Source organism: Halomonas mongoliensis (genome assembly GCF_052496345.1).
Genome location: NZ_CP199288.1, coordinates 19,243 through 45,404, shown reverse-complemented (window position 1 = coordinate 45,404; position 26,162 = coordinate 19,243). Strand labels below are relative to the sequence as shown.

At 65.8% G+C, this 26,162-nt stretch carries 24 protein-coding genes; 13 read left to right on the top strand and 11 right to left on the bottom strand.

The window, feature by feature from the left end; translation table 11 throughout:
* Positions 1–85: 85 nt before the first annotated feature.
* The 5 genes from ACRYRV_RS00205 to ACRYRV_RS00185 form a co-directional block, all read right to left on the bottom strand.
* Positions 86–700 (bottom strand): ABC-type transport auxiliary lipoprotein family protein, encoded by a 615-nt coding sequence (locus ACRYRV_RS00205; protein WP_444988997.1) that lies wholly within the window; start codon positions 698–700, stop codon positions 86–88.
* Positions 697–1,635, bottom strand: coding sequence for an MlaD family protein (locus ACRYRV_RS00200; protein WP_253451491.1), 939 nt, complete (start codon positions 1,633–1,635; stop codon positions 697–699). Before ACRYRV_RS00200 ends, ACRYRV_RS00205 begins: the two co-directional genes overlap by 4 nt.
* Positions 1,635–2,465, bottom strand: coding sequence for an ABC transporter ATP-binding protein (locus tag ACRYRV_RS00195; RefSeq protein ID WP_444989546.1), 831 nt, complete (start codon positions 2,463–2,465; stop codon positions 1,635–1,637). The genes ACRYRV_RS00200 and ACRYRV_RS00195 overlap by 1 nt, the downstream gene beginning before the upstream one ends.
* The gene (locus ACRYRV_RS00190; protein ID WP_444988994.1) at positions 2,465–3,592 is read right to left on the bottom strand and encodes an MlaE family lipid ABC transporter permease subunit; all 1,128 of its coding nucleotides are present in this window, start codon (positions 3,590–3,592) and stop codon (positions 2,465–2,467) included. The genes ACRYRV_RS00195 and ACRYRV_RS00190 overlap by 1 nt, the downstream gene beginning before the upstream one ends.
* Positions 3,593–3,701: 109 nt before the next feature.
* Positions 3,702–5,414, bottom strand: coding sequence for a SulP family inorganic anion transporter (locus ACRYRV_RS00185; RefSeq protein WP_444988992.1), 1,713 nt, complete (start codon positions 5,412–5,414; stop codon positions 3,702–3,704).
* Positions 5,415–5,545: 131 nt separating this feature from the next.
* On the opposite strand from ACRYRV_RS00185, the gene ACRYRV_RS00180 reads away from it, so the two are divergent.
* A complete protein-coding gene (locus tag ACRYRV_RS00180) occupies positions 5,546–6,820 on the top strand; it encodes an O-acetylhomoserine aminocarboxypropyltransferase/cysteine synthase family protein (RefSeq protein WP_309636904.1) in 1,275 nt (424 codons plus the stop codon).
* A gap of 65 nt (positions 6,821–6,885) precedes the next feature.
* Here the strand turns inward: ACRYRV_RS00180 and rarD are convergent, their stop codons facing one another.
* Positions 6,886–7,806: an EamA family transporter RarD gene (rarD, locus tag ACRYRV_RS00175; protein ID WP_444988990.1), complete on the bottom strand. Its 921-nt coding sequence runs from the start codon at positions 7,804–7,806 to the stop codon at positions 6,886–6,888.
* 153 nt (positions 7,807–7,959) lie between these two features.
* On the opposite strand from rarD, the gene ACRYRV_RS00170 reads away from it, so the two are divergent.
* Both ACRYRV_RS00170 and ACRYRV_RS00165 read left to right on the top strand, forming a co-directional pair.
* A complete protein-coding gene (locus ACRYRV_RS00170; protein WP_444988988.1) occupies positions 7,960–8,775 on the top strand; it encodes an amidohydrolase in 816 nt (271 codons plus the stop codon).
* Positions 8,775–9,473: a pseudouridine synthase gene (locus tag ACRYRV_RS00165; protein WP_444988986.1), complete on the top strand. Its 699-nt coding sequence runs from the start codon at positions 8,775–8,777 to the stop codon at positions 9,471–9,473. The genes ACRYRV_RS00170 and ACRYRV_RS00165 overlap by 1 nt, the downstream gene beginning before the upstream one ends.
* Before the next feature lie 250 nt (positions 9,474–9,723).
* Here the strand turns inward: ACRYRV_RS00165 and ACRYRV_RS00160 are convergent, their stop codons facing one another.
* The 4 genes from ACRYRV_RS00160 to ACRYRV_RS00145 all read right to left on the bottom strand — a co-directional run bounded on the left by ACRYRV_RS00160 (position 9,724) and on the right by ACRYRV_RS00145 (position 13,760).
* Positions 9,724–11,859 (bottom strand): YjbH domain-containing protein, encoded by a 2,136-nt coding sequence (locus ACRYRV_RS00160; RefSeq protein WP_444988984.1) that lies wholly within the window; start codon positions 11,857–11,859, stop codon positions 9,724–9,726.
* The gene (locus ACRYRV_RS00155; RefSeq protein WP_444988982.1) at positions 11,856–12,665 is read right to left on the bottom strand and encodes a capsule biosynthesis GfcC family protein; all 810 of its coding nucleotides are present in this window, start codon (positions 12,663–12,665) and stop codon (positions 11,856–11,858) included. Before ACRYRV_RS00155 ends, ACRYRV_RS00160 begins: the two co-directional genes overlap by 4 nt.
* Positions 12,656–13,333, bottom strand: coding sequence for a hypothetical protein (locus tag ACRYRV_RS00150; protein WP_309636898.1), 678 nt, complete (start codon positions 13,331–13,333; stop codon positions 12,656–12,658). Before ACRYRV_RS00150 ends, ACRYRV_RS00155 begins: the two co-directional genes overlap by 10 nt.
* A gap of 76 nt (positions 13,334–13,409) precedes the next feature.
* Positions 13,410–13,760 carry a hypothetical protein gene (locus tag ACRYRV_RS00145; protein WP_309636897.1) on the bottom strand — a complete coding sequence of 117 codons (351 nt, stop codon included), beginning with the start codon at positions 13,758–13,760 and terminating at the stop codon, positions 13,410–13,412.
* A gap of 431 nt (positions 13,761–14,191) precedes the next feature.
* Between ACRYRV_RS00145 and ACRYRV_RS00140 the strand changes: the two genes are divergently transcribed.
* From ACRYRV_RS00140 to ACRYRV_RS00130, 3 genes are all read left to right on the top strand, one after another.
* Positions 14,192–15,304 carry a polysaccharide export protein gene (locus tag ACRYRV_RS00140; protein ID WP_444988979.1) on the top strand — a complete coding sequence of 371 codons (1,113 nt, stop codon included), beginning with the start codon at positions 14,192–14,194 and terminating at the stop codon, positions 15,302–15,304.
* A gap of 3 nt (positions 15,305–15,307) precedes the next feature.
* Positions 15,308–15,739, top strand: coding sequence for a low molecular weight protein-tyrosine-phosphatase (locus ACRYRV_RS00135; RefSeq protein WP_444988977.1), 432 nt, complete (start codon positions 15,308–15,310; stop codon positions 15,737–15,739).
* 64 nt (positions 15,740–15,803) lie between these two features.
* Entirely contained in the window at positions 15,804–18,020 is a 2,217-nt protein-coding gene (locus tag ACRYRV_RS00130) for a polysaccharide biosynthesis tyrosine autokinase (protein ID WP_444988975.1), read from the top strand.
* Between the two features lie 44 nt (positions 18,021–18,064).
* Here ACRYRV_RS00130 and ACRYRV_RS00125 read toward each other — a convergent pair whose 3' ends face one another.
* On the bottom strand, positions 18,065–19,096 hold the full coding sequence (locus ACRYRV_RS00125; protein WP_444988973.1) for a site-specific integrase: 1,032 nt from the start codon (positions 19,094–19,096) through the stop codon (positions 18,065–18,067).
* Positions 19,097–19,185: 89 nt separating this feature from the next.
* On the opposite strand from ACRYRV_RS00125, the gene ACRYRV_RS00120 reads away from it, so the two are divergent.
* The 7 genes from ACRYRV_RS00120 to ACRYRV_RS00090 all read left to right on the top strand — a co-directional run bounded on the left by ACRYRV_RS00120 (position 19,186) and on the right by ACRYRV_RS00090 (position 26,129).
* The gene (locus ACRYRV_RS00120) at positions 19,186–19,311 is read left to right on the top strand and encodes a hypothetical protein (protein ID WP_444988971.1); all 126 of its coding nucleotides are present in this window, start codon (positions 19,186–19,188) and stop codon (positions 19,309–19,311) included.
* A 3-nt stretch (positions 19,312–19,314) separates the two neighbouring features.
* A complete protein-coding gene (locus tag ACRYRV_RS00115) occupies positions 19,315–19,749 on the top strand; it encodes a hypothetical protein (RefSeq protein ID WP_444988969.1) in 435 nt (144 codons plus the stop codon).
* An 8-nt stretch (positions 19,750–19,757) separates the two neighbouring features.
* Entirely contained in the window at positions 19,758–21,077 is a 1,320-nt protein-coding gene (locus tag ACRYRV_RS00110; protein WP_444988967.1) for an ImmA/IrrE family metallo-endopeptidase, read from the top strand.
* A gap of 17 nt (positions 21,078–21,094) precedes the next feature.
* A complete protein-coding gene (locus tag ACRYRV_RS00105) occupies positions 21,095–22,312 on the top strand; it encodes an AAA family ATPase (protein ID WP_444988965.1) in 1,218 nt (405 codons plus the stop codon).
* Between the two features lie 10 nt (positions 22,313–22,322).
* Positions 22,323–22,823 (top strand): hypothetical protein, encoded by a 501-nt coding sequence (locus ACRYRV_RS00100; RefSeq protein WP_444988963.1) that lies wholly within the window; start codon positions 22,323–22,325, stop codon positions 22,821–22,823.
* A 190-nt stretch (positions 22,824–23,013) separates the two neighbouring features.
* Positions 23,014–24,717 carry a lipopolysaccharide biosynthesis protein gene (locus tag ACRYRV_RS00095; protein WP_445005942.1) on the top strand — a complete coding sequence of 568 codons (1,704 nt, stop codon included), beginning with the start codon at positions 23,014–23,016 and terminating at the stop codon, positions 24,715–24,717.
* The gene (locus ACRYRV_RS00090; RefSeq protein WP_445005941.1) at positions 24,714–26,129 is read left to right on the top strand and encodes a Coenzyme F420 hydrogenase/dehydrogenase, beta subunit C-terminal domain; all 1,416 of its coding nucleotides are present in this window, start codon (positions 24,714–24,716) and stop codon (positions 26,127–26,129) included. The genes ACRYRV_RS00095 and ACRYRV_RS00090 overlap by 4 nt, the downstream gene beginning before the upstream one ends.
* Positions 26,130–26,162: the final 33 nt, after the last annotated feature.

Below are 26,162 nucleotides of genomic sequence, written 5' to 3'. Positions count from 1 at the left end.
AATATCGCTATTTGCCCTAGGCTCCGCCTGGCCTAAGGTAATCCCGGGCCTCGCTCGAGGCTGTGGCAATTACGATCGCTCTGCCTTAATCACCCAGAGTGGCGGCGCTCCAGTCGCTGAGCGCTATCGTCAGCCTGTCCGCCGCGCGGCCGAAGGCTTCCACCACCGGCTCCAGGGCGGTGCCCGTGCTCGGCTCGCGGATCACGAAGCGGCGCTCCCCCAGCAGCTCCCGGCTGCGCTCGTCCACCAGGGCGGCATCCAGGCGGATCACCACCTCCGGCACGCCATCGACATACTCGCTGTGGAAGGCGCGCAGGTCGCCGACCAGGGCCACGTCCGCGGCCAGGGGGCTGTTGTCGTCCTGGGCGCGCAGCTGACCGCGGTCGCCCAGCCCCTTCACCAGGCGGTCGCGCAGCAGCAGCGGGATGCGCTCGGCCCAGCGGGCGCCGGCATAGGCCTGCAGGCGGTGGGGCTCCGGCATCACCAGGATGCGCGGCCCCGCAAGGCTCGCCGGGGCGTGGGGCGTCTCCACCCGCAGGCGCGTGGCCAGGGCGGGGCCCTGGGCCGGGTCTAGCGTCGTCGTGGGCAGCAGGTAGAGGCGGGTGGGCTCGCTCTCCGGCAGCAGGGTGCAGGCGGCGAGGCCCCACGCCAGCGCCAGCAGGAGCAGGCCGCGCAGGGCCGGATGACGGTATGGGATCATGGCGTGAACTCCTCGATCGGTTCGCGGCCCAGCAGGAAGTCGGCGGGGCTCTCCTCCAGGCGGCGGGTGATGCGGCCCAGGTTGCCCAGGGTGTTGCGCAGCTCGCGAATGGTCGGGCCGAGATCGCCGAGCCCCTGCATGCCGCGGCCCAGCGCCTCTTCGTTGTTGCCCAGCAGCGTCTCCAGCCGCCGGGTCATGGCCTCCAGGCTGCCCATGGCCTGGCCGGCGCTCTCCAGGGCACGGCGCCCCTCGCCGTCCACCAGGGTCTCGGCGCTCGTGCCCAGCCGGGTCAGGGCCTGGAGCAGGTCGCTGGCCTCCTCGCTCAGGCGATCGGCGATCTCCACCACGGCGCCGAGCTCGCCGCTGCGGGCGGCCAGGTCGTCGCTGAGCTGCTCCAGGTTGGCGAGGATGGCATCGACCCGGTCGGTGTTCTCCTCGGAGAGCAGGCGGTTGGCGCTGGTGATCAGCTGATTCAGGCCGCCGATCAGGGTCTCGCCGTCGGCGAGCAGCGAGCCTAGCGCCGACGGCTCGGCGAGGATCAGCGGCGGATCATCGCGGCTTCCCTGCAGGCGCGGTCGCTCCGGGCTGCCACCGCGCAGCGTGAGGTTCATGCTGCCGGTCACGTTGGCCAGGGCGAGGCTGGCGCGGGTGTCCTCGCGCACCGGAATATCGGCGTCGATGCGGATCAGGGCGCGCACCAGGCGCGGATCGTCGGGGTCCAGGCGCAGGTCGGCCACGTCGCCGACCCGGATGCCGCTGAAGAGCACCGCATTGCCGGTGGCAAGGCCCCCGACGGGGCTTTCGAAGCCGACCTCGTAGAAGGTCACCTCGCGGTCGGTGGCGGACTTGCCGAGCCAGAGGGCGAAGCCCAGGGCCGCGACGACGGCGACGACGGTAAAGAGGCCGATCACCAGGTGGTGGGCGCGGGTTTCCATCAGGGTGTCTCCATGTCCGTGGCCTGGCCGCCGGCGGGCGCGGCGTTCTCGGCGGCCCGGGAGGCCGCCCGCCCCCGGGGGCCGTGAAAGTAGTCTCTTATCCAGGCATCGTCGCTGGCCTCCACCACCGGCAGGCGGTCGGCGACCAGCACTCGGCGCTGGGAGAGCACGGCGACCCGGTCGCAGGCGGTATAGAGCGTATCCAGGTCGTGGGTGACCAGGAAGACGCTGAGCCCCAGGGCGTCGCGCAGGGTCATGATCAGCCGGTCGAAGTCGGCGGCGCCGATGGGGTCGAGGCCGGCGGTGGGTTCATCGAGGAAGAGCACCTCGGGGTCCAGGGCCAGGGCCCGGGCCAGGGCGGCGCGCTTGACCATGCCGCCGGAGAGCTCCGAGGGCATCTTGAGGGCGGCGTGGCGAGGAAGCCCCGCCAGGGCCAGCTTCATGCGCGCCAGGTCCTCGGCGTCCGGCCGGGCGAGACCGGCATGCTCGATCAGCGGCAGGGCCACGTTCTCCTGGAGGTTGAGCGACGAGAAGAGCGCCCCGCGCTGGAAGAGCACGCCGAAGCGGCGCTCCATCTCGGAGCGCCGGCGGGCGGGCAGGGCGGAGAGGTCCTCGCCGAACAGCTCCACCCGGCCCGCGTCGGGGCGCTTGAGGCCCACGATGCTCCTGAGCAGCACCGACTTGCCGGTGCCGGAGCCGCCCACCACGCCGAGGATCTCGCCGCGGCGGATATCCAGGTCGAGATCCTCGTGGACCACGTGGCTGCCGAAGCGGTTGGCCAGCCCCCGCACCCGGATGACCGGCTCGGTCTCGACGCCTGCATTCGCCATCACCACCCCATCTCCATAAAGAAGAGCGCGGCCACGGCGTCGAGCAGGATCACCATGAAGATCGACTGCACCACGCTCGAGGTGGTGTGCTCGCCCACCGACTGGGCGCTGCCGCTCACCTTGAAGCCCTCCAGGCAGCCGATCACCGCGATCAGGAAGGCGAACACCGGCGCCTTGCCCAGCCCCACCAGGAAGTGGTTGAGGGGAATGTCGCGCTGCAGGATGAGCAGGAACTGGGTGGCCGAGATATCGAGCATGAAGATGCACACCAGGGCGCCGCCGAGGATGCCGCAGAGCATGCCGATAAAGGTCAGGATCGGCAGGATCACCATCATGGCCAGCAGCCGCGGCAGCACCAGGAGCTCCACCGGGTCGAGGCCCAGGGCGCGGATGGCGTCGATCTCCTCGTTGGCCTTCATGGAGCCGATCTGGGCGGTGAAGGCGCTGGCGGTGCGCCCGGCCAGCAGGATGGCGGCCAGCAGCACGCCGAACTCGCGCAGGAAGGCGAAGGCCACCAGGTTGACGGTGAAGATGGTGGCGCCGAAGTCGCGCAGCACGGTGGCGCCGAGGAAGGCCACCACCGCCCCCACCAGGAAGGTGAGCAGGGCCACGATGGGCACGGCGTTGAGCCCGGTCTGGTGGACATGGGCTACCAGGGCGGTGACCCGCCAGCGCCAGGGGCGCAGCAGGTTGGCGGCGAGGCTGGTCAGGGTCAGGCCGATAAAGGCGAGCAGCATGCGCTGCTGGCGCCACAGGGCCAGCACCCGCTCGCCGAGCGCCACCAGCCAGTCGGTGAGCGGCGAGCCGTGCGGCGGCTCGGGGGCCAGCGGCTCGCGCAGCACCCGGGCCACGGTCTCGAGCAGCGCCTGGCGAGACGCGGGTAGGTCCGGCGCCCAGTCGGCGACCTCCGCGAGGCGTTCGGCACCCAGCAGCTCCACCAGCAGGCGCGCGCCGGCGGTGTCCAGGCCCTCGATGCCGGCGAGGTCGGCCGTCGTCCAGTCGCTGGCGGCGTGGCGGCGCAGCTGCTCCCTGAGCGCCGCGTGGTGCGTCAGGGTCCAGCTGCCGGTGATCAGCAGCCGGCCGTCATCGAGCTCGAGGCGGCCGGCAGGGGCGTCTGTCGAGGCCATGGTCAGGCGTTTCCTTCTCCCGGGGGCGACGTCCGTGAAGCGTCGGGCATGGGGCTATCCTAGCGGATACCTACAGCAATGTATGCCCCCGGGGTCTCTGCTCCGGCGTCTATTCCGGGGGCTTGCCTAGGGCCTGCCAGGCGGCGTAGGTGCTGAGAAAGACGCGGCCGGTGATGTCGTCGAGGAAGTCGCTGCGCTTGAGCCGGTCCATCACCGGGCCCTTCACCTCGGCCAGGTGCAGGGTCACCCCGGACTCCTTCAGGCGGGCGTTGATGGCGTCCAGGCTCTCGAGGGCCGAGGCGTCGATCAGGTTGACCGCCGAGCAGATCAGCACCACGTGCTCGAGCCCCGGTCGGCGCGCCACGAGTTCATGGACGGTGTCCTCCAGGTAGCGGGCGTTGGCGAAGTAGAGGCTCTCGTCGATGCGCAGGAAGGCCACGTGGCTCAGGGTCTCCACCTCGTGGCGGGTCACGCTGCGAAAGTGCTCGCTGTCGGGGATCAGCCCCACGATGGCGCTGTGGGGGCGGCTGGTGCGGTAGAGGAAGAGGGCAATGGAGAGGAGCACGCCGCTGATGATGCCGGCCTCGGCCCCCTCCACCAGGGTCAGGACGATGGTCACCGCCATGGCCGAGAAGTCGGCCCGGGAGTAGCGCCAGGTCTGGCGGATCATGGGAATGTCCACCAGGGTCAGGGCGGCCACGGTGATGGTGGCCGCCAGGGTGGCGATGGGCAGGTGGTAGAGCAGCGGGGTGAAGGCCAGCGTCACCAGGCCGATGCCGAGCGCCGTGAAGAGCCCGGCCATGGGGGTCTGGGCGCCGGCCTCGTCGCTGACCACGGTGCGCGACAGCCCGCCGGTCACCGGCATGCCGGCGGTGAAGGCGGCGGCCAGGTTGGCGCCGCCCAGGCCCACCAGCTCCTGGTTGGGGGAGATGCGCTGGCGCCGCCGCGCCGCCAGCATCTGGGCCATGGAGATCGACTCCACGAAGCCCACCACGCTGATCAGGAGCGCCGGGATCAGCAGCGCATACCAGAGCGAGCCGTCGAAGCCCGGCAGGGTCAGCGGCGGTAGCCCGCTCGGCACCGCGCCGATCACCGCCACGCCCCGCTCGGCGAGTCCCAGCTGCCAGCTGAGCCCGGTGGTGACCGCCACGGCCAGCACCGGGGCGGCCCGGGCCAGCAGGGCGGCGCTGGCGTCGGCCAGCCCCAGGCGCCGGAGCAGCCCCCTGGCGTGGCGGCGGCTGGCGAGCAGAAAGCCCAGGGTGCCGCCCCCCAGCGCCAGGGTGGGCCAGTGCACCTGCCCCAGCTGGCCGACCAGGTTGGCCACCAGGGTGGTGGCGGTGTAGCCGCTCGCCTCGAGGCCCAGCAGGTGCCCGATCTGGCTGGCGGCGATCAGGAGCCCCGAGGCGGAGAGAAAGCCGGCGATCACCGGGTGGCTCAGGAAGTTGGTGAAGAAGCCCAGGCGCAGCAGGCCCATGGCGGCGAGCATCAGGCCGGAGAGCAGCGAGAGCACGAGGGCCGCCTGGAGGTACTCCGGCGTGCCCGGGGTGGCCACCCCGGAGAGGGCGGCGCCGGTCATCAGGGCAATGATCGCCACCGGCCCCACCGCCAGGGTGCGGCTGGTGCCCAGCAGGGCGTAGAGCACCGCCGGCAGGATGCTGGCGTAGAGCCCCACCACGGCGGGCAGGCCGGCGAGCAGCGCATAGGCCAGGGACTGAGGGATCACCATCACGGTGACGATGACCCCGGCCAGCAGGTCGGCGCCGAGCAGGCGGCGGTGGTAGTGGGGCAGCCAGGCCAGGATCGGCAGGTAGCGCTTGAGCATCCGTTCTTCTTTCGCCGTGGGAATATCCCTAGAGACTAAACGATATTAGTGGTGGCGTTCAGAGTTGGTTAGCATCTGGTGAAATAGTTCTTCTTTCACCACAGCGGCAACCACAAGGACATCGACAGCCCATGAAACGCGAAACCATCGCCCTGCACCACGGCTACGCCCCCGACGACCAGCACTCGGTGGCGGTGCCCATCCACCAGACCACCTCCTTCTCCTTCGACAGCGCCCAGCACGCCGCCGACCTCTTCGACCTCAAGGTCGAGGGCAACATCTACTCGCGGATCATGAACCCCACCTGCGCGGTGCTGGAGCAGCGGGTGGCGGCGCTTGAGGGCGGCATCGCCGGGCTCGCCGTGGCCTCGGGCATGGCGGCGATCACCTACGCCATCCAGACCATCGCCGAGGCGGGCGATAACATCGTCTCCATCAGCGAGCTCTACGGCGGCACCTACAACCTCTTCGCCCACACCCTGCCGCGCCAGGGCATCGAGGTGCGCTTCGCCGACAAGGACGACCTGGCCGGCCTCGAGGGGCTGATCGATGCCCGCACCAAGGCGGTCTTCTGCGAGAGCGTCGGCAACCCCTCCGGCGGCGTGGTGGATCTGGAGGCGCTGTGCGAGCTGGCCCATCGCCACGGCGTGCCGGTGATCGTCGACAACACCGTGCCCACCCCCTTCCTGTGGCGTCCCATCGAGCACGGCGCCGATATCGTGATTCACTCCGCCACCAAGTACATCGGCGGCCACGGCACCACCGTGGGCGGGGTGATCGTCGACTCCGGCAAGTTCCCCTGGGCGGAGCACGCCGAGCGCTTCCCGCTGCTCAACCAGCCGGACGTCTCCTACCACGGGGTCTGCTATACGCGGGATCTCGGCGCGGCGGCCTTTATCGGCCGGGCCCGGGTGGTGCCGCTGCGCAACATGGGGGCGGCGCTCTCCGCCCAGGCGGCCTGGCAGCTGCTGCAGGGCCTCGAGACCCTGGCGCTGCGCATCGAGCGCATCTGCGACAACGCCCAGCGGGTCGCCGAGTACCTGCAGGGGCACGACGCCGTGACCTGGGTACAGTACGCCGGCCTCGAGAGCCACAAGGACCACGCCCTGGCCCAGAAGTACATGGGCGGCCACGCTTCCGGGATTCTCAGCTTCGGCATCAAGGGCGGCCGCGAGGCCGGCGCGCGCTTCTACGACGCCCTGGGGATGATCCTGCGCCTGGTCAATATCGGCGACGCCAAGAGCTGCTCCTCGATTCCCGCCGCCACCACCCACCGTCAGCTCAACGACGAGGAGCTCGCCCGGGCCGGGGTCACCGCCGATATGGTGCGCCTCTCCATCGGCATCGAGCATATCGACGACATCCTCGCCGATCTCGACCAGGCCCTGGCCGCTAGCCAGCGCTGATCTGACGGGTAGGAGCTGAGCTCCGCTCGGCGAAGGGAGCCCGCAGGGCTCCGGGGCGGTGCCTCCTAGGCCGCCGCCCTCACTCGCCCCTGCCAGGCGGACCAGGAGTAGAGCGCCAGACCCGTCCAGATCAGCGCGAAGGTGCCAAGCTCCACCGCGGAGAGCGGCTCGCCGAATACCGCGAGGGCGATCAGGAACTGGATGCTGGGGTTGATGTACATCAGAAAGCCCAGGGTCGCCAGGCGCAGCCGCCGGGCGGCCCCGGCGAAGGCGAGCAGGGGCAGGGCGGTGATCACGCCGCTGGCGATCAGCAGCAGGGTGGTGCGGCTATCGCCCAGGAAGTGGGAGAGGTCGACCTGCACCAGCCAGCCGAGCGCCAGAAGCCCCAGGGGGAGCAGCAGCAGGGTCTCCACGAAGAGCCCCGAGAGGCCGTCCAGGGGCACCTGCTTGCGCAGCAGGCCATAGGTGCCGAAGGAGAAGGCCAGCGCCAGGCTGATCCAGGGCAGCTGGCCGAGCATCACCAGCTGGATCAGGATGGCGGCGGCGGCGAGCCCCACGGCCACCGCCTGCAGGCGGTGCATGGTCTCGCGCAGCACCAGCATCCCCAGCGCCACGTTGACCAGCGGCGTCATGAAGTAGCCGAGGCTCGCCTGCAGCACCTGGCGGGTCTCCACCGAGTAGATGTAGAGCCCCCAGTTGAAGGCGATCAGCAGGGCGCAGCCCAGCACCCGGCCGAGCTCCCGGGGGTGGGCCAGCGCCTCGCGGATCGGCGCCCAGCGCCCCAGCAGGGTGACCAGCCCCGCCAGGAAGAGGCAGGACCAGAGGATCCGGTGGATCAGGATCTCGAAGGCCGGCACCCCGTCGAAGAGCGCGAAGAAGAGCGGGAAGCAGCCCCACATGACGTAGGCGGTCAGGCCGAAGGCGACGCCCTGGGCGGGGCGGCTCTCGGGGGAGGCGGCGGGGGCGGCGGAGGTGCGGGTCGACATGGCTAGGCTCGAAAGGCGGAAGAACCGAGTGGGCGAAGCGGGTAAACTAGCAGGCTATCGGTTTCGCCGCCATCCGCGCGGCGCGGATGACGCCCCGCCCGGCCTGGGCTAGGCTGGGCCCGAGCGCCGACCACAGGAAGAAGGGAGCCCCCGATGAGCGAGCTGAGAACCACCCTGGTGCAGTGCGACCTGCGCTGGGAAGATCCCGAGGCCAACTGCCGGATGCTGGAAGAGACCCTGGGCGAGCTCGGCCAGGCGGATACCGACCTGATCGTGCTGCCGGAGATGTTCGCCACCGGCTTCACCATGAACTCCCGGGAGATGGCCGAACCCATGGCGGAGAGCCGCACGGTGGCCTGGCTGCGCGACCAGGCCTGGCAGCGCGGCTGCGTGGTCACCGGCAGCGTGGCGATAGTGGAGGATGGCGACTACGTCAACCGCCTGGTGTGGGCGCGCCCGGACGGCTCGCTTGCCACCTACGACAAGCGCCACCTCTTCCGCATGGCCGGCGAACACGAGCGCTACGCCATGGGTCACGAGCGGGTGATCGTCGAGCTCAAGGGCTTCCGGATCCTGCTCAGCGTCTGCTATGACCTGCGCTTCCCGGTCTGGCTGCGCCAGCAGCCCGCCCCGGACGAGCACTTCGAGTACGACGCCCTGCTCTGCGTGGCCAACTGGCCGGCGCCGCGTCGCCACCCCTGGCGCATCCTGCTCCAGGCCCGGGCCATCGAGAACCTCTGCCCGGTGATCGGCGTGAATCGCGTCGGCGAGGACGCCAAGGGGCTGCCCTATGCCGGCGATTCCATGCTGATCGATGCCAAGGGGGAGGCGCTGATCGACGAGCCCGAGGGCAGCGCCTTCGTGAAGACCGGCACCCTCTCGCTCGACGAGCTCAGGGCCTTCCGCGAGAAGTTTCCCGCCTGGCGCGACGCCGACCACTTCACCCTTTCCGACGGAGTCGGCTTCTGATGCGCCTGGACCGTTTTCTTTCCGAGACCACCGAACTCACCCGCAGCCTGGCCAAGAAGGCGCTGCACCGCGGCGAAGTCCGGGTCGATGGGGAAGTGATCAAGAACCCCGCCACCCAGGTCGGCGAGGCCAACCGCGTCACCTGGCACGACGAGCCCCTGGCGCTGGTGGGGCTGCGCTACCTGATGCTGCACAAGCCCGCCGGGGTGGAGTGCACCGCCAGGCGCACCCTCTACCCGCGGGCCATCGACCTGATCGAGCTGCCCAAGGTGGAGCGGCTGCAGCCGGTGGGCCGCCTGGACGTGGACACCACCGGCCTGGTGCTGCTCACCGACGACGGCCAGTGGTCCCACCGGGTCACCTCCCCGAAGCACCGCTGTGGCAAGGTCTACCGGGTCACCCTGGATGAGCCGCTTGCGGGGGAGGCCCTGGCGCGCGTTGTCGAGGCCTTTGCCGAGGGGGTGCTGCTCGACGGTGAGGAGAGCCCCACCCGCCCGGCGGAGCTCGCCATGCGCGAGCCGAACGTCGCCGAACTCACCCTCTATGAGGGCAAGTACCACCAGGTGAAGCGGATGTTCGCCGCCGTCGGCAACCATGTGGTTGCCCTGCACCGCGAATCCATCGGCCCCCTGAGCCTCGGCGACCTGCCCGAAGGCGAATGGCGCGAACTCACCGCCGACGAAATCGCCGCCTTCTAATGATCGCCGATAAATCGGGCTCCTACGGGGGAAGGCGCCATCTGTAGGAGCGCAGATTCTGCGCGATTGCCGTTGCCACCAGCGCTTGCCGGAGGGTAGTGGGAGGCCGGCTCCGCCGGGCGAAAGGCGGCGCAGCGGCCCCCGTAGGAGCGCAGATCCTGCGCGATGGGCGGTGTTGTTGCCAATGCGCCGGGCCCCTGCGTCTGCCGCTGTTCGCCGATAAATCGGGCTCCTACGGGGGAAGGTGCCCTCACTCCCAGGTCCTGGGATACGCCTCCCAATACCCATCAAGGCGGCGCTCGCGAGTCAGGTCGTAGAGCTCATACTGACGCTCGAGCCGGGCGCCGCCGTCGCGGGTCAGCGGCTGCCAGGCGATGTCGGCCCGGTCGCGGCTGGAGCGCGTGAAGAAGGCGTCCAGCGGCATGGTGAGGTAGAGCCCCTTGTCGAAGCCGCCCTCGCCGAAGTCGTCGCCGGCGTCGGTCCAGGTGCCCCAGGCGCCGATGCGCACGCCGGAGTCGAACTCCCGCGACAGATCCAGGGTGGCGCCATAGTCCCCGGCGAGGTAGCGCCCGGCGCTGACCTTGGCCAGCACGTCCTCGATGCCGGTCTCCACGTAGGCGCTCAGGTGCCCCGTCCAGGTGTCGTAGTCGCGCAGGTCGAAACCCTGGTTGAAGTCGCGCTGGCGCACCCAGTTGAGGTCGGCGCCGAGGGCGATCGGCGAGTCGAAGGGGCGGTAGAGCAGCTCGCCCCCGGCGCCGGCGAACATCATCTCCAGCAGGCCGCCGTAGCCCATGGCGTACCAGCTCCCCCCCAGGTGGGCGGTGCGGGTGTACTGCAGGTTCTCGATGCCTACGCTGGACTCGCTCAGGTAGTCGCCGATAAAGGTGCGCACCCGCGGCAGGTCGGAGTCGGCGATGTACTCGTAGTTGTCCAGGTTGTCGAGGAGCGTGGCGGTGACCTCGGCGGAGAACCAGCCGTTGGCGTCGGTGCGGTACTCGGCGTCCAGCGCCGCCATCACGCGATAGAGGTAGCCGTCCGGGCCGCCGAAGTTCTGGTCCAGCCGCGGCCCCAGGCCCCACTCGAAGCGGCGCGGGTCAGCGAGGTGCAGCGTTTCGCCGCGCTCGCCGCCGCCCGGCTCCAGCCGCGCATGAGCGTAGACGCCGTGGCGATGGGTCATCTCGTTCTCGGCGGAACGCGCCGCCGCCACGAAGGCCTCGCGGTCGTGGACATCCTCGCGCAGGGGTAGGCCGCGCTCCTGCCAGTGGAAGCGGAAGGTCTCGATCTCGGGATCGGCCTGGGCATGCAGGATCCGGCCGGCGCGCCCCTCGCTCTGAGGCAGATGGCGGAAGGTCAGCGGCTCCGCCGTCACCCTCAGGTCGCGGCCCTCCTGGCGGATGCTCGCAACGCGCATGCCGGCGTTCTGCTCGAGCGCATCGGCCACCTCGGCCCAGCTCTCCCGGGGCGGGGCGTCGATGGGCATCGGCGGCGGGTCGTTCTTGACCTGGCGCAGCCCGGCGAGATCGATGTTGTAGGTCACCCCGGCCATGGCGGTATTGCCGCGCTGCCAGCCGGCCCGGAGCTCCAGGTTGTCGGTGAGCGCCAGGCGCGCCCCCAGGTTCACCCGGCTCTCCTGCTCCTGGTTATTGCTCTGGGGTTCATTGGCGTAGTCGTTGCCCTCCACCTCCAGCTGCAGCAGCAGCGGCTCCCAGGGGGTCTGCCACTCCACGCCGCCGAACAGCGCCATGGGCCCGCGGAAGAGCGCATCCAGGGCGAACTCGCCGCCCTGATCGCCCCCGGCCCGGCGCGGCCGCTCGTCGAAGCGCCCCGCCACCCAGCCGAAGGGGGAGGTCACGTCGCTCTGGTTGCCCAGATAGCCCCACCCCAGCCCCAGGGTGAAGTCCAGGTCGTGCCAGCGCTTGCTCGCCGCCAGGTACTCACCGCCGAACAGGGTGGTGCCGCCCACGTCGCGAAAGCCCAGGGCGAGCTGCGGCCAGTAGCGGGTCTCCTCCAGCAGGCGCAGCTTCATATCGAAGCCCTTGTCGAGGTTGGGGCGCCCGTCGCCGGCCGCCGCGAACTCGCGGTTCTCCACCTCCACATAGCGAAAGCCCCCCTCGAACCAGGCGGTGGGCTGGAAGAAGACGTTGTAGCGCCGGTAGGGCTGAGTGCGGCTCCAGCTCACGCTCATGGTGCCCTCGGGCGCCATCCGCGCCGTCGGCGTCTGCATGATGCCCACGCCGCCGAAGTCGCCCTGACCCGCGCCCAGCTCGCCGGCCAGGCCGGCCGCGGAGGCGGGTGCCGCCGCCGTGGCCAGCAGCAGCGCACACGGGGTCAGACCCTTAAGTCGATTTTGGGGTCTGACCCCAAAGGGGGCTTTGGTTCTGCTCATTCGTCTTCACCCTTGCCTTGCAGCGTGCAGTCGTCGCCCGGGAGGCGCGTCGCCAGGTAGGCGGGGAGTCGCTCATTGATCAGGTCGCTCTCCACCGTCGTGCCGGGAAAGGGGAGGGCGCCGCTCAGCCCCTGGGCGCCGGGCAGCTGCACCATGACGCGGCTGCCCGGCGCCAGGGAGCTTTCCTCGCGGTTCCAGGCAGCGATGCCCAGTTGGCGGACCTGGCCCAGCGGGTCGATCACGGCGGCGTGGTCGGCGCGCGCCCTGGCTTCTCGGGGCAGCTCGCTCATCAGCTGGGTCAGGCTCAGGCCGGGGCGCCAGGGGAGGCGCGTCACGCCGGCCAGGCTCCACACCTCCACCCAGTCGGGCACCGCACAGAGCCCCCAGTCGGCCAGGGCGGCCAGCGGCGGGTCATGGCGCAGGTTGGCGCCCAGCCACGGCAGGTCGAAGCGCCCGGGGGTGCGGCCTGCCAGAGGGTCGTCGGCCGCCAGCGTCTCGGCCCAGGCGGAGAGCCCGGCGGCCAGGGGCGCCTTGCCGGCCACCCGGGCGCTGACCACCAGGGTGGTGAGCTCCTCGACCAGCCGCGCGCGGCGCTCGGGCAGGCGCGCCGCGCTATCCCGACGCAGGGCGACGCTGTGGCTCCAGGCGACCGGCGCGTTCTCGCGCTCCAGCTGCGCCATCCAGGCTTCGGCCAGCGTGGAGGGGGGGGCGGGCACCTGGGCCTGGGCCGCCGAGGCCGCAAGCAGCGGCCCGGCCAGCAGGGCGGCCGCCAGCCAGCCCTTCAGACTCGCAGCGGTTACCACCATGGTCGCGCTACCTCCCAGTCGATCACTGGCCCACCGGGCCAGGGCGTCTCTTTCACGGCCCATAGGCGGTATGACTCGGGGTCGCGCCACAGGGTGCCGGTGGTCACGCTGCCGTCTTCCCAGGCCAGGCGCTGCTCGCAGCGCTGAAGGGGAAGACTGGCCAGGGGCAGGTCGCGGGGCACTGGCGCATGGCAGTCAAGCCGGCCCCTGGCCGACAGCCGGGTCACGCCGCCGTCGGCCTCCTGCCAGCTGCGCGACAGGGAGAAGTCGGCGGGTGCTGCACCCTGCCAAGGCACATAGTCCGCCTCGGCGTCCCGCCCCGGAGCCTCTGCCATGGCGGCGCCTGCCGCGGGCCGGTAGCGCGTCTCGAGCAGGTCTTGGGGCAGGCCGGCCGTGGCCTGCAGGCCATCTCGGTAGAGGGTGATCAGGCCGCGGTTGCCGGTGGGCCAGAGAGTGGTATCGCCGGCGCGAGCGCCCATGACCACGAGGCCGCTGCGGTCGCCGGCGTCGAGCGCCAGGCTGGCATAGGGAATGCCCTCGGCGCGCTCGGTATCCGGTTCACCCCCAGGCAGCACGGCCAGCAGGGCATCGCCCAGCGGTGAGACGCCGCCGCTGGCGCAGCCGGCCAGCAGCAGGGGGAGGGCGGCGAGGGGAAGGGCGCGGCGCATACGTGAAAGAGCCGCCCGGGGGCGGCTCTTTTGCGTGGCCGGCAGTGAAGCGTCTGGCGGCATGCAGGTCGTCCGTTCAGTTGGTGCCTGAGGAGGAGCTGCTGGAACTGACCGCTACGCCCACGCCCACGGCGGCGGCAACGCCGATGCCGGCAAGAGCGGCAGTCGAGAGGCCGGTGGCGGCGGCCAGGCCGGCCAGGCCACCGGTGGCCGCGGTGCCGCCGGCAGCAGCGCCGCCCGCAGCGGCACCGGTACCAGCGGCGCCAGAGCCGGCGGCACCCGTACCAGCCCCGGCACCAGAGCCAGCGGCGCCGGTTTGTGCGCCGGTGGTGGGAGTGGCAGCGCCGGCCTCGGTGCCCTGGGCCAGGGCCAGGGGGGAGGCCAGCAGGCTGGCGATGGCCGCGATGGCGAAGGTCTTCTTGATCATGGAACGACTCCTTGTCGATGAGCGACTGGCACCCAGCGGCGCCTAGCGTGATGGTAATGCCTGAGGGATGACATTGGTAGTGTATGTGTAACGAGTCGACGCATGTTTTCAGCTGAGAGATGAGTCTTGTAGGAAATCACTGACAATCCCGCCAAGCTGGCGAATTGGTGTGGTTACCATTCGGTTTAGCATGCTAGTATCCGTCCGCCATATTTTCATGATCATCCTGCTGTAACATCCAGGGTTTTCAATCAGCTACCGTGGTGTGGGCGCCAGGAGGGCAGCCCGCTGAATACTGACACTGCCTTGTCTGCCGCCTGGCAGCGGGCATCTTGCCGGCCTCAGGGATGTGCCTTTGTCACCCTGGGGCGGTAGCGTGCCTGAAGGTGGTATCCTGCTCAGGCTCTTTCTCTACAGGTTCCTCTATCCCCATGCGCCACCCGTCCTTCCTTCGTCTCGCCCTGGCCCTGGCCGGCGCCGCCTGGCTCTCCGGCTGCGCCCTGGCCCCCGGCGGCCATATGGACTACCGCACCGAGACCGCCCCGCTGGATGACCTGGTGGACATCGAGCCGATCACCCCCGGGCTCGTGGCTACCTACCGCAACACCGTCAGCCGCGCGGCCCCCATGCCCGAGTCCCTGCGCGCCGAGCTCGATGCCTGGACCTACCGCATCGGCCCCGGCGACGTGCTCAGCATCATCGTCTATGACCACCCGGAGCTGACCATCCCCGCCGGGGCCGAGCGCAGCGCGGCGGAGGCCGGCAACCAGGTGCGCAACGACGGCACCATCTTCTACCCCTTCATCGGCCGGGTGCAGGTCGCCGGCAAGACCCTCGACGAGGTGCGTGAGTTGGTCAGCACCCGCCTGGCCGACTATGTCTTCGAGCCCCAGGTCGACGTGGGCATCGCCGACTTCCGCTCCCAGCGGGTGCACGTCAGCGGCGCGGTGGAGACCCCCGGCACCCTGCCGATCACCAGCGTGCCGATGACCGTCACCGACGCCCTCGGCCAGGTGGGGGGTGCCCGCGACGACGCCGACTGGCACGAGGTGATCCTGACCCGCAACGGCGAGGAGCAGCGCCTCTCGCTCTATGCCCTGCTGCGCCAGGGCGACCAGACCCAGAACCGGCTGCTCCAGGATGGCGACGTGCTCCATGTGGCCAGCGCCGAGAACCAGGCCGTGGCGGTGATGGGCCAGGTGCGCACGCCCGGCAATATCGCCCTGGGCAACGAGCGCCTCTCGCTGACCGATGCCCTGGCCCGCGCCGGCGGCATCAATGAGACCACCGCCCAGCCCTCCGGCATCTTTGTGATCCGCGGCCAGGCGGCGGACAGCGACAAGCTCGCCACCGTCTACCAGCTCGATATCCGCAACGCCACCGCCTTTACCATGGGCAGCCACTTCCCGCTGCAGCCCCAGGACGTGGTCTATGTGACCACCGCGCCGCTGGCGCGCTGGAACCGCGTGATCAGCCTGCTGCTGCCGTCGATTCGCCTGCCCGGCGCCACCGCGGAGAGCATCTCCGACGCCAGGGACCTCTAAGCCATGTTCCAGCGCATTCTCGTCGTCTGCACCGGCAATATCTGCCGCAGCCCCGTGGCCGAAGCCATGCTGCGGGAGGCCCTGCCCGGCAGGCGGCTCGGCTCCGCCGGCCTCGGCGCCCTGGTCGGCCACGGCGTGGAACCCACCGCCCGGGCGCTGGCCGAAGCCGACGGCCTCGACGTCGCCGAGCACCAGGCCCGCCAGCTCACCGCCGAGATGGTCGGCGAGGCGGATCTCGTGCTGGTGATGAGCCCCGGCCAGCGCCGCGCCGTGGGCGAGCTGGCCCCCCAGGCGCTGGGCAAGACCATGCTGCTCGGCAAGTGGCTCCCCGACGAGCCCGAGATTCCCGACCCCTACCGCAAGAGTCGTGAAGCGTTCGAGCATGTGCATGAGCTGCTCAAGGAAGCCACCCAAGCCTGGGTAGCCCGCCTGTAGGCGCCCAGATCCTGGGCGCTGGCGCCAGCACATATTTTCTTTTGACTCACGACATAGCGCATCCATGACCGAATCTTCCAACACTGCTCCACCGCGCTCGGCGCCCGCCGACGACGAAATCGACCTCGGCCGCCTCTTCGGCCTGCTCCTCGATCACAAGTGGCTGATCATCGCCGTCACCGCCCTGTTCGCCTTCGCCGGGGTGGTCTATGCCCTGCTGGCCACGCCGGTCTACCAGGCCGATGCGCTGGTGCAGGTGGAGCGGCGCTCCTCCATCAGCCCCCTGGGGGATCTCGGCAGCATCTTCGGCGAGGAGACCGACAGCCGGACCACCGCCGAGGTGCAGATCCTGCGCTCGCGCATGGTGCTGGGCCAGGTGGTGGATCGCCTCGAGCTGGATACCCAGGTCACCGCCACGCCACTGCCGTTCTTCGGCGATGCGCTGCGGCGTCGCGGCATCGAGCGCCCCGGGTTCATGGCGGGGCGCGCCGCGGTGTGGGGGGGCGAGCACCTGGAGCTTGGCCTCTTCGAGGTGGCCGACTCCCTGCGCGGCCAGCCGCTGACCCTGCGCTCCCGGGGCGAGGGGCGTTTTCAGCTGCTGCTCGACGATCGCGTGCTCGGTGAGGGCGAGGCCGGGCGGCTGGCGCGCTTCCAGGGCGACGACATCCAGCTGCGGGTGGCAGAGCTGACGGCGCCGGCCGGTGCCGAATTCACCCTGGTCAAGCGCAGCCGCGCCGCCGCCGTGCGCAGCCTGGCCGGGCGCCTCAGCGTCAGCGAAGTGGGGGGCGGGCGCAACGCCAGCACCGGCATGCTGAGCCTGACGCTGACCGGCACCGACACCCGGGAGATCAAGCGCGCGCTCGATACCGTGGCCGAGGTGTTCCTGCTGCAGAACGTGGAGCGCCAGTCCGCGCAGGCCGAGCAGAGCCTGTCCTTCCTGGAGGAGCAGGCGCCGGAGCTGCGCGGCCAGCTCTCCGCCGCCGAGGACCGCCTCAACACCTATCGGGTCGATATGGACAGCGTCGACCTCTCCAGCGAGTCCCGCGCCGCCATCGAGCAGTTCATCGAGATCGAGCGCCAGCTCAACGAGCTGGAGTTCCAGGAGGCAGAGCTGGCCCAGCGCTTCACGCCGAGCCACCCCAGCTACCAGGCCCTGATGCGCCAGAAGCGCTTCCTCCAGGAGGAGCGTGCCGAGCTTAACCAGCGGGTCAATCAGCTGCCCGCGGCTCAGCAGGAGGTGGTGCGCCTGACGCGCGATGTGGAGGTCACTCAGGCCATCTACGTCAACGTGCTCAACAAGATCCAGGAGCTCCAGGTGGCCAAGGCCGGCACCGTGGGCAACGTGCGCATCATCGACGACGCCCTGGTCGGCCCCGGGCCCATCGAGCCCAAAAAGCCGCTGATCGTGGTGCTGGCCACCCTGCTCGGTGGCATGCTCAGCGTCGGCGCCGTGCTGGTGCGTGGCCTGCTGCGCCGCGGCGTGGAGTCCCCGGAGCAGATCGAGGAGGCCGGCCTGCCCGTCTACGCCACCGTGCCGCTCTCGGAGGCCCAGCAGAAGCTGGTCAAGCGCATCAAGCATAAGCATGACCGCCACGGCCAGGAGGTCGCCACCGCCGTGCTCGCCGAGAAGGCACCGGCAGACACCTCCATCGAGGCCCTGCGCGGCCTGCGTACCAGCCTGCACTTCGCCATGATGGAAGCCGGCGACAACCGCCTGGTGATCACCGGCCCCAGCCCCAGCATCGGCAAGAGCTTCATTTCCATCAACCTCGCCGCCGTCTGCGCCCAGCTTGGCCAGAAGGTGCTGGTGGTGGATGCCGACATGCGCAAGGGCCATGTGCATAACGCCTTTGGCGGCAGCAGCCAGGGTGGGCTCTCCGAGCTGCTCTCCGGCAAGGCCGGGCTGCAGGACGTGATCCGTTCCAGCAACCAGGAGGGCCTGAGCTATATCGCCCGGGGCAGCTCGCCGCCCAACCCCTCGGAGCTACTGGCCAGCCAGCGCTTCAGCGAGTTCCTGGAGGAAGTCAGCCGCCGCTTCGACCTGGTGATCATCGACACCCCCCCCGTGCTCGCCGTCACCGACGCCGCCGTGGTCGCCAAGCAGTGCGGTACCACCCTGATGGTGGTGCGCTTCCAGCTCAACCCGATCAAGGAGATCCAGATCGCCACCCGGCGCCTGGAAACCGCCGGCGTTACCACCAAGGGTGCCATCCTCAACGCCATGGAGCGCAAGGCCGCCACCAGCTACGGCTATGGCTACTACAACTACTCGTATAAGTAGGGGCGAGGTTCGAGGGGCGAGGTTCGAGGGGCTAGGGGCGGCGGTTACGGCTCACGCCAATAGACCCAGGGCAGCGCCTCCTCTACCCCGGGATAAAAATCGCCGGCGTGCCCTTCGAACGCATCGGTACGCCGAATATAGCGCTCGAAGGTGCGCTGGTCGCGGTGACCGCTGACCCGTTTGATATCGACCGCCGCCTTGCCGCGACGATGCGCCTCGGTGATGAAGCCGGCCCGAAAACTGTGCGGTGAGAAGCCGCAATCGGCCATGCCGGCCGCCTCCAGGTGATGCGCCAGGCGCTGGGCCACCACGCAGCCGGTCAGCCGCCCGGCCCCCAGCTTCCCGGACAGGCTGAGGCTGCGAAACACCGCCCCGCGCCGGATGCCCGAGGCCGCAAGCCAAGCCTCCAGCAGCCGAACGGGGCAGTAGGGGAAGCCCTCAGGCGCGCGCAGGATCGCCTTGGTCTCCTCGGCCCCCTCCTGATTGGTCTTGCTGCGCCGCAGGCCCACCAGGATGCCCCGGGCCTCCCACTGGATATCCTCCAGGTAGAGCGCCACCACCTCGCTACGCCGAAAGGCGCCGTGGAAGGAGAGGGCAAACAGCGCACTATCGCGCTTGCCGCGCAGGCCGGAGCGATCGATAGGCTCCAGCAGGCGGTGCAGGTCCTCGAGCAGCAGCGGCGGCGCCTCCTTCTGGCGCGTACCGGCGGCCCGGCGAATGCCGCGCATCACCGCCCGCACCGGCATGCTCCTCACCGGCGAGGGAAGGTTCATGTAGCGATGCCACATGTGCAGGGAGTTGAGATAGCGTTCCAAGGTCGCGGGCTTCTTGCCCAGGGCGCGCTGATCGGCGATAAAGTTGGCGATATCGAACTCATCCGCCGGCAGCAGGCCCCCCGCACGCTGATAGACGCGTAGATCGGCCCGCATGCCGCGAATGGTGTTCTTCGACACGCTGTTGGCGATATGGCGTCGCGCCCGGGCCGACAGGCGCTTCACCACCTGGGGAAGGCGTTCAAACTCCACCACCGCCTCATCGGGCTCGATCAGCTGCCCGTTGGGAATATCACGGCGCATGGCACCCCCGCTCCTGTCGGGCTTGATCATGCTGGATAGATAGCCAGTATAGCCGCCGCGAGGGCAACCGCCATGAAAGGCTGCATGATATGAGTGAGCTGCAGCGTCCCCATATTTTCATGAACCGCACGGCGGATCAGCGTATCAACATCACCGACCTGTTTCGTGTCGCCGCCGGTATCGGTCGACGGGATGAGGTCAGGGCGATCAGGTGATCCATGAAACGACCTTCTCGACGCCAGCGTGTCAAGCCGAAGCAGGCGTTGCTGGAAGCCAGCCAGCTGTCCGAGTGTGAGCGGCAGCAGCTTGCAGATCGTGTGCGTTATCAAGGCAGCCCGTTCCATAAGCGCTATCCTGCTGACTATGGATTTCCTGAGCCCAAACCACGGCCAGACAAGACGCTCTGTGATGCTGACGCGCCCCTGTTCAAATCACAGGCCGAGGAACTGCTGGTGGCCGGGGTGCTACGAGGCATGGTGAGCGTTCAGTTTCGCAGCGGTTGGCCTCAGAATATCTGGTCCGTCCGCGAGGGTGTCGTTTACGAATCCCAGCTTCAGAATCAGACGTTGGGTGAGTGCCATGGCTATCCAATGAGCCTTGATGCCGCCTTTGCTGCGGTCGTCCTGGAAGAGTGGGAGAAACGAGCCCCATGAGCTTTCGCATGACCACCCGCTGGTGCAAGGTAAGCTCACTGACCAGCGGCAGTGCCCAGGCGCATCAACCTGATCAGGCAACCCTGGCGGAGCTGGAGTTGGCAGTAGGCGAGCTGCTCTTCACTCGTGCCGAAGACTCTCTGAGTGGCGAGGTTCGCCACCATGCGGTTCTGGCAGCAAACCCCCTTGCCGAGTGGCTGGTGTGGAACTGGTGGCGGCTATGCTTTGAACCCCAGCCCGCCGGCAAGCAAGCGCCAGGCTGGCTCGAGGCCCACCGGATGGCCAATGTGGGTGGGGGGTGGTTGTGGCCAAATGTCGAGTTCGTCAGTGATGGCGTGCGGATGCGCATAGGCGCCAAAGCCAGTGCCGCGTCAGCGCATCAACCGCTGCGCTACCTTTCTGCCGACCACGCCGTCATTCCCTTGGCACATTTCGTACAAGGCGTTGATGCATTCGTAGAGCGGGTGATCGAACGGCTGTCGAGTCAGGCAGTGGCTGGTGCCGATCTCCCCCACATGTATCAAGAGCTGCTGGCTGAGCGGGCCGATCCCGAGGCGGCGACCTATCGACGGCTGGAAGCCCTGCTGGGCTTTGACCCAGATGAATGCCCTGATGACCGCGTGATGACGCTTTATCAGGATGCGCAAGGGTTAGGGCTCGAGGCGATCGCTGAGCTGGCAGCGGGTGCCGGGAGTTCCCCGCTGAGTGCCAGCCAGCTCAAGGGTTGGGCGCGCTCTCAGGGGTGCGAATCGGACAAGCAGAACCGTCTTGGCTGGGTAGGGCAGGGCTATCGAGTGGACCACCAGCTCCCCGCCTGGCGAAACGGGGTGAAAGCGGCCCACGCCCTGAGAGCCCAGGAAAGACTCACGGATGCCGCCATCGGCAATCGCCAGCTCGCGGAATGGTTTGCCGTACCGCCCGGGCTTTTCGAGGAACAACGCCATAACAAGGCGTTGGCCTATGAACTGGCCTTCGAATCAGACAAGAGTCGCGTGCTGTTACGCTCGCGGTGGCAGGCAGGGCGCCGTTTCGAAGTGGCTCGGCTGTTAGGGGATGTACTCTTACAGGCTGAGCCCGAGCCTCTGCATCTGGCAACGGCGCAGAATACCTACCGGCAGAAGTTGCAGCGCGCCTTCGCCGTCGAGCTGCTCTGCCCGATAGAAGCGCTTTCAGAGCTGTTGGCGGGTGATTTCTCGGACGATGCGATTCAAGGTGCCGCCGATACCTTCGGGGTAAGCCCGATGACGGTGACGGTGCAACTGCTTAACAACCGTGTGATGCAGAGCGATGAACTCAACGGCCTGGACCCAGACTGGGCCGTAGCGTGAAGGGCGGTGGAAGCGACATGCACCTGGATCATCTGACACTGGAAAACTTCCGTGCCTGCGAACAGCTGGAGATACCGCTTGGGCGTCGTCTAACCGCCCTGCTGGGCAACAACGGTAGCGGCAAGACATCAGTGCTGGATGGCATCGCCATTGGTTTGGGGGCGGCGCTCACCCATCTGCCTTCAGTATCGGGTATCACCTTCAAGAAAGCGGGCGATATCCGCCAGCAGGGCAACACCCTGGCGCCTTACACCCGAGTGGCGTTAACAATGCGCTCCGGTATAGCTTGGGATCGTGTCCAGCGTCGCGATAAAAGCAGAGCCACGGCTGCTGCCACACCGGCGTCCAAAGGCCTCAAGGAGCTGGAAGCCTATCTTGACCGCACCGTTATCGACCCGATGAATGCCGGTGAAGACTACGTGCTGCCTCTGGTGGCCTACTACGGCGTCAGCCGAGCGGTACTGCAGGTACCGCTGCGTCGCAAGGGCTTTCCCAAGACGCACACCCGTATGGAAGCGCTTAACGGTGCGCTCGAATCGCAAAGCAGTTTCAAGTCCGCGTTCATCTGGTTCTACAACAAGGAAAACGAAGAGCACCGCCTGCAGAAAGCCCAGCGCAGCTTCGATGTGACCTTGAAAGAGCTGGATGCCGTGCGTCGCGCCATCAGCCAGATATTTCCCGATATCAGCAATCCGCATATCGAGCTCAATCCGCTCCGGCTGGCCGTCACTTTAAAGGGTGAGACCCTGGACCTGATGCAGCTCAGTGACGGCTATAAGACGCTGCTGGGCCTGGTTATCGACCTAAGCATGCGCATGGGGCTCGCCAACCCGCACCTAGACGATCCTTTGAGTGCCGAAGCGGTGGTGATGATCGATGAGGTGGACCTTCATCTTCATCCTTCGTGGCAGCGACGAGTATTGGCCGACTTGCTGCGTACCTTCAGCAACACGCAGTTTATCGTCACGACACATAGCCCTTTCATCGTCGAGTCATTAAATAACCATCTCAAGCGCCACCAGCTGGGCATAACGGCTACCGGCGACCAGGAGATCGATGCGCTAGTTCCATTATCCCCTCAGGATGTGCGAGCTTATGTAATGAAGAACAGCACCAAGCACTCCTTGATGGATGAGCAGAGCAATCTGGTGGACGATACACTGCTGCAGCATTTCAATGCCATCAACGTTGTTTATGATCGGATGCGTGATATTGAATGGAACCGCATGAAGTGAGCGTTCAGGGATGATCGATACTACGCCGTACAGCCACTGCGAATGCAGACGAATGGGGAATACGTATCCCGTTTGTCAGTCTGACCTGATGCTGGAAGAGGAGGGCAAGAAGGTTCGCCTGACTCTTCGTGCGGGTGAAGAAGCGAAAGCCCTGGTGCTGGATGGTTGCGTATTCACCGACAACGACACCAAGTGTGACGCCATGTACCTCTTCAGAGGGGGTAACAGCAAGGTGGTGGCGCTGATTGAGCTGAAAGGAGCGAGTGATATCGCCCATGCCTTCGCCCAGCTTGCGTATACGCGAAAACATCGCCATGAATATAAGCTTCTCAAGGAAGCGCTTGAAAATACAGGTCCGGGTATTGCCATGGAAAAGGCGTTTATTGTGAGTAATGGGATGTTGTCAAAGCCTAAGCGTGAACGTCTTGAGAATCAGCATGGCATCCGTGTGAATGAAATCCTCTACTCCGAGCCATCGAGTAAGGTGCCGGATCTAAGGGACTGGCTTTAACACGTAAATGGCTTTTCAAATATTTCAGTGGGTTGGAGAGTATTTGCAGCCCACCGAAATGAAACAAGGTCGCCATCTTGTTGAAGCAAGCAGCAGCCTTCCCTTATCGCCAATGCTCTGAAAAATCAATCAGTTAGAGGCGGTATCAAAAACGTGAAATCGCGTTTCCGGCACTTTTGCCGCGGCTTTCGTGAAACGCGATTTTCGGCAAAATTTCCGATTTGACCTTCCAGAAGCTCGGCAGGGCAGGGTAGCGAAACGGCAATATTGCCGGCCCAGCGGCAAAAATGCCGTTGAATTCACGAAATGGCGTTTCCGGCAAAAGTGCCTTAATTATTTTTCAGCTCATATACTCACAACACTTCACGACGACTCCTCACAAGTGCCAAACCCTAAAGACCAGCTCTTCAATGCCGATCATCTCAAGACTGGCATGAAAGAACGCGCTGTAAAAAGTGCAGGCATCACCTTGGCTGCCCAAGGTATCAAGCTGATCCTGCAGCTAGGCTCCATCGCCATCCTGGCTCGCCTGTTGCAACCATCAGACTTCGGTCTGATTGCTATGGTCACGGTGTTTACAGGATTAGCCCTACAGTTCATGGAAGGTGGCCTCTCAATGGCAACCATCCAGCGCGACCAGATTACCCATGCCCAGGTGTCCAATCTGTTCTGGGTGAATGGTGCCTTGGGCGCTGGCATGTGCTTGCTCGGCATCGTGGTTTCGCCGCTTGTTGCCACAATTTATGGAGAGCCACGCCTGACACTGGTGATGGCGGCAATGAGTTTGACCTTCCTCATTGGTGGGCTTTCCGTCCAGCACGACGCCCTGCTGCGTAGGCAGATGCGGTTCAAAGCTATCTCTTTGATCGACATTGTTTCCATGGCAGCAGGGATAGTCGCCGGCATAGCTTCAGCCTTGGGTGGCCTTGAGTATTGGGCGCTTGTGATCAGCCCCATTACGACCTTTGCAACTAAAACAGTCATGCGTTGGCTGAGTGCCCGCTGGGTTCCTTCAAGGTTGAGCCGTGGTTCCGGTGTGCGGCCCCTTTTAGGATTTGGGGCTAACTTGACTGGGGCAAATTTCATCGGATATGTGGCGACAAATTTAACCCCATTCGCAATAGGTTACATTGGTGGCGCACAGGCGATGGGGCTTTTCAATCGGGCTAAATTGCTCACGTCGATTCCCTCAAGTCAGATGCTGCCGCCGGTAATGAATGTGTTACAACCAACCTTGGCTAGGGTTGCCAACGATTCCGTACGGTTACGAAGCACTATTACCTCGATCATGGGTAAAATAGTATTAGGCACCATGTTTGTAACGCTCACCATGGCAGTGCTTGCAGACTGGATCGTCCTTCTGTTTCTGGGGCCTGGTTGGGAGGATGCCATTCCCATCTTCCGAATGTTGGCAGTTTTTTCGATAGTAGAGCCGATTGCCAGTTTCCTGGCTATTTCCCTTGTCGCAATAGGAAACGCCAGAGCGCTGCTGCGCTGGAAAGTAATTACATTAGCTATACTGATTGTTTCTATCGGAATCGGCTCATTCTGGGGAGCGTTTGGGGTTGTAGCGGCTTATGCTCTTTCGGGTGTTTTTATTCGTTTGCCAGGCTTCCTTTATTATACTTCCAGGTTCCTTCCTGTTACGTTCCTTGAGTTGGTTAAGACATTAGTACCACCTTTAATCTGCGCCATAGCGACTATTGCGACTTTACATGCACTTCGCCAGCTTGTTTTTATAGAAAGCCCGGTAGCAAGTTTAGCTGTGTTTGTTTTCGCTGCAGCAGTGGTTTACATGGCTCTTTGTGTAGTGATAAAGCCTACCCGGCATGAGTTAATAGAAACCCTAGGTCTGCTCAAACTTATAACTTCCAGGAAATTAGCCACAAAGTGACTATCGACGAAAGCCATCAAGCACTTAACGATACTGTTATCGCTAACGGCTATTGTGTAGGGTGTGGTGCCTGTGCGGTGCCAGAGGAAAGCCCATTCAAAATCGTTATGGACGACTATGGGCAGTATCAATCTAGCCTGAAAGATCCCAACGTCTTTGCTTCAACGCATATCGACTATGAAAAACTCTGCCCGTTCGGTTCGGGTGCTAAAAATGAAGCTGAAATAGCCAAAAAGATTTTCTCGGATACCTGCAAGCACAATAGTCAAGTAGGTCATTACAACGGCGTGTTCGCAGGACATGTTGCAGAAGGCGAATTTCGGAAACGTGGCAGTTCAGGCGGTATGGGCACTTGGGTTCTCAATGAGCTTCTTTCAAAGGGACTAGTGGATTACGTCGTACACGTAAAATCCGAGTCAGCCGGCCAAGACCTGAACAGTATCCCGTTCAAGTATCAGGTTAGCGAAACTCTGGAAGAAACCCAACAGGGTGGCAAATCTCGATACTACCCGATTGAGTTGTCGGAAGCACTTACAATTGTCCGGAGCCAACCCGGGCGTTATGCTATCGTTGGACTGCCGTGTTTCATAAAAAGCATCCGCTTACTCCAGGCCCAAGACGCAATCCTCGCAGAGCGTATCCAATACTGCGTAGGCTTGGTATGCGGCCATCTGAAAAGTGCCCACTACGCAGAAAGCTTGGCTTGGCAAATGGGCATACCTCCGAAGGAGCTTGAGGGCATAGATTTCCGAATCAAAGACCCGTCACAACCTGCCAATCGCTACAGTACTTACGCTAAAGGACGCTGCGGCGAGAAGGTATTGCCGACCAACCAGCTGTTTGGTGCGGATTGGGGCGCCGGTGCATTCAAGTACAAGGCCTGTGACTTTTGCGATGATGTCTTTGCCGAAACAGCCGATGTCGTACTTGGCGATGCTTGGCTACCTGAGTATGTTAAGGACAGCTACGGCACCAACGTGGTGGTTACCAGAAACCAGGATATCCAGCAGTTGATTGTAAATGCCCGCACTGATGGGCGTTTAGAGATGGATGACATGGACGTCGACAAGGCCGTGCAGTCTCAGGATGCGGGATTGCGGCACAGGAAGGTAGCGATAGGTTATAGAATTCACTGTGCGCAAACTGAGGGGAGCTGGGTACCACCCAAGAGAACAGACCCAGCCAAAACGTTGAGCCCGCGTTATGAGATGAAACGACAGCGGTTAAGAACCGAGTTGAGGGCCCTGTCGCATGAGGCTTTTTTAAAGGCTAAAACGGCGGGGGAGCTGTCAGATTATCTGGAAGTGATGAAGCCAGTGTATTCACAGTATTCTCGCCAAGGTCGTTCGTTTGTTCGCAGAGTGCTTTCTTATGGGAAACGTAAGGTTAAAGAGGTCGTAAAATTTAGATAGACTTCGTCTGGTGGTGATCTAATTTTTCTTTAT

Excerpts from the sequence above, each read along its gene's own strand:
- ACRYRV_RS00205 (WP_444988997.1), bottom strand. The coding sequence starts at position 700 with ATGATCCCATACCGTCATCCGGCCCTGCGCGGCCTGCTCCTGCTGGCG.
- ACRYRV_RS00200 (WP_253451491.1), bottom strand. The coding sequence starts at position 1,635 with ATGGAAACCCGCGCCCACCACCTGGTGATCGGCCTCTTTACCGTCGTC.
- ACRYRV_RS00195 (WP_444989546.1), bottom strand. The coding sequence starts at position 2,465 with ATGGCGAATGCAGGCGTCGAGACCGAGCCGGTCATCCGGGTGCGGGGG.
- ACRYRV_RS00190 (WP_444988994.1), bottom strand. The coding sequence starts at position 3,592 with ATGGCCTCGACAGACGCCCCTGCCGGCCGCCTCGAGCTCGATGACGGC.
- ACRYRV_RS00185 (WP_444988992.1), bottom strand. The coding sequence starts at position 5,414 with ATGCTCAAGCGCTACCTGCCGATCCTGGCCTGGCTGCCCCACTACCAC.
- ACRYRV_RS00180 (WP_309636904.1), top strand. The coding sequence starts at position 5,546 with ATGAAACGCGAAACCATCGCCCTGCACCACGGCTACGCCCCCGACGAC.
- rarD (WP_444988990.1), bottom strand. The coding sequence starts at position 7,806 with ATGTCGACCCGCACCTCCGCCGCCCCCGCCGCCTCCCCCGAGAGCCGC.
- ACRYRV_RS00170 (WP_444988988.1), top strand. The coding sequence starts at position 7,960 with ATGAGCGAGCTGAGAACCACCCTGGTGCAGTGCGACCTGCGCTGGGAA.
- ACRYRV_RS00165 (WP_444988986.1), top strand. The coding sequence starts at position 8,775 with ATGCGCCTGGACCGTTTTCTTTCCGAGACCACCGAACTCACCCGCAGC.
- ACRYRV_RS00160 (WP_444988984.1), bottom strand. The coding sequence starts at position 11,859 with ATGAGCAGAACCAAAGCCCCCTTTGGGGTCAGACCCCAAAATCGACTT.
- ACRYRV_RS00155 (WP_444988982.1), bottom strand. The coding sequence starts at position 12,665 with ATGGTGGTAACCGCTGCGAGTCTGAAGGGCTGGCTGGCGGCCGCCCTG.
- ACRYRV_RS00150 (WP_309636898.1), bottom strand. The coding sequence starts at position 13,333 with ATGCGCCGCGCCCTTCCCCTCGCCGCCCTCCCCCTGCTGCTGGCCGGC.
- ACRYRV_RS00145 (WP_309636897.1), bottom strand. The coding sequence starts at position 13,760 with ATGATCAAGAAGACCTTCGCCATCGCGGCCATCGCCAGCCTGCTGGCC.
- ACRYRV_RS00140 (WP_444988979.1), top strand. The coding sequence starts at position 14,192 with ATGCGCCACCCGTCCTTCCTTCGTCTCGCCCTGGCCCTGGCCGGCGCC.
- ACRYRV_RS00135 (WP_444988977.1), top strand. The coding sequence starts at position 15,308 with ATGTTCCAGCGCATTCTCGTCGTCTGCACCGGCAATATCTGCCGCAGC.
- ACRYRV_RS00130 (WP_444988975.1), top strand. The coding sequence starts at position 15,804 with ATGACCGAATCTTCCAACACTGCTCCACCGCGCTCGGCGCCCGCCGAC.
- ACRYRV_RS00125 (WP_444988973.1), bottom strand. The coding sequence starts at position 19,096 with ATGCGCCGTGATATTCCCAACGGGCAGCTGATCGAGCCCGATGAGGCG.
- ACRYRV_RS00120 (WP_444988971.1), top strand. The coding sequence starts at position 19,186 with ATGAGTGAGCTGCAGCGTCCCCATATTTTCATGAACCGCACGGCGGAT.
- ACRYRV_RS00115 (WP_444988969.1), top strand. The coding sequence starts at position 19,315 with ATGAAACGACCTTCTCGACGCCAGCGTGTCAAGCCGAAGCAGGCGTTG.
- ACRYRV_RS00110 (WP_444988967.1), top strand. The coding sequence starts at position 19,758 with ATGACCACCCGCTGGTGCAAGGTAAGCTCACTGACCAGCGGCAGTGCC.
- ACRYRV_RS00105 (WP_444988965.1), top strand. The coding sequence starts at position 21,095 with ATGCACCTGGATCATCTGACACTGGAAAACTTCCGTGCCTGCGAACAG.
- ACRYRV_RS00100 (WP_444988963.1), top strand. The coding sequence starts at position 22,323 with ATGATCGATACTACGCCGTACAGCCACTGCGAATGCAGACGAATGGGG.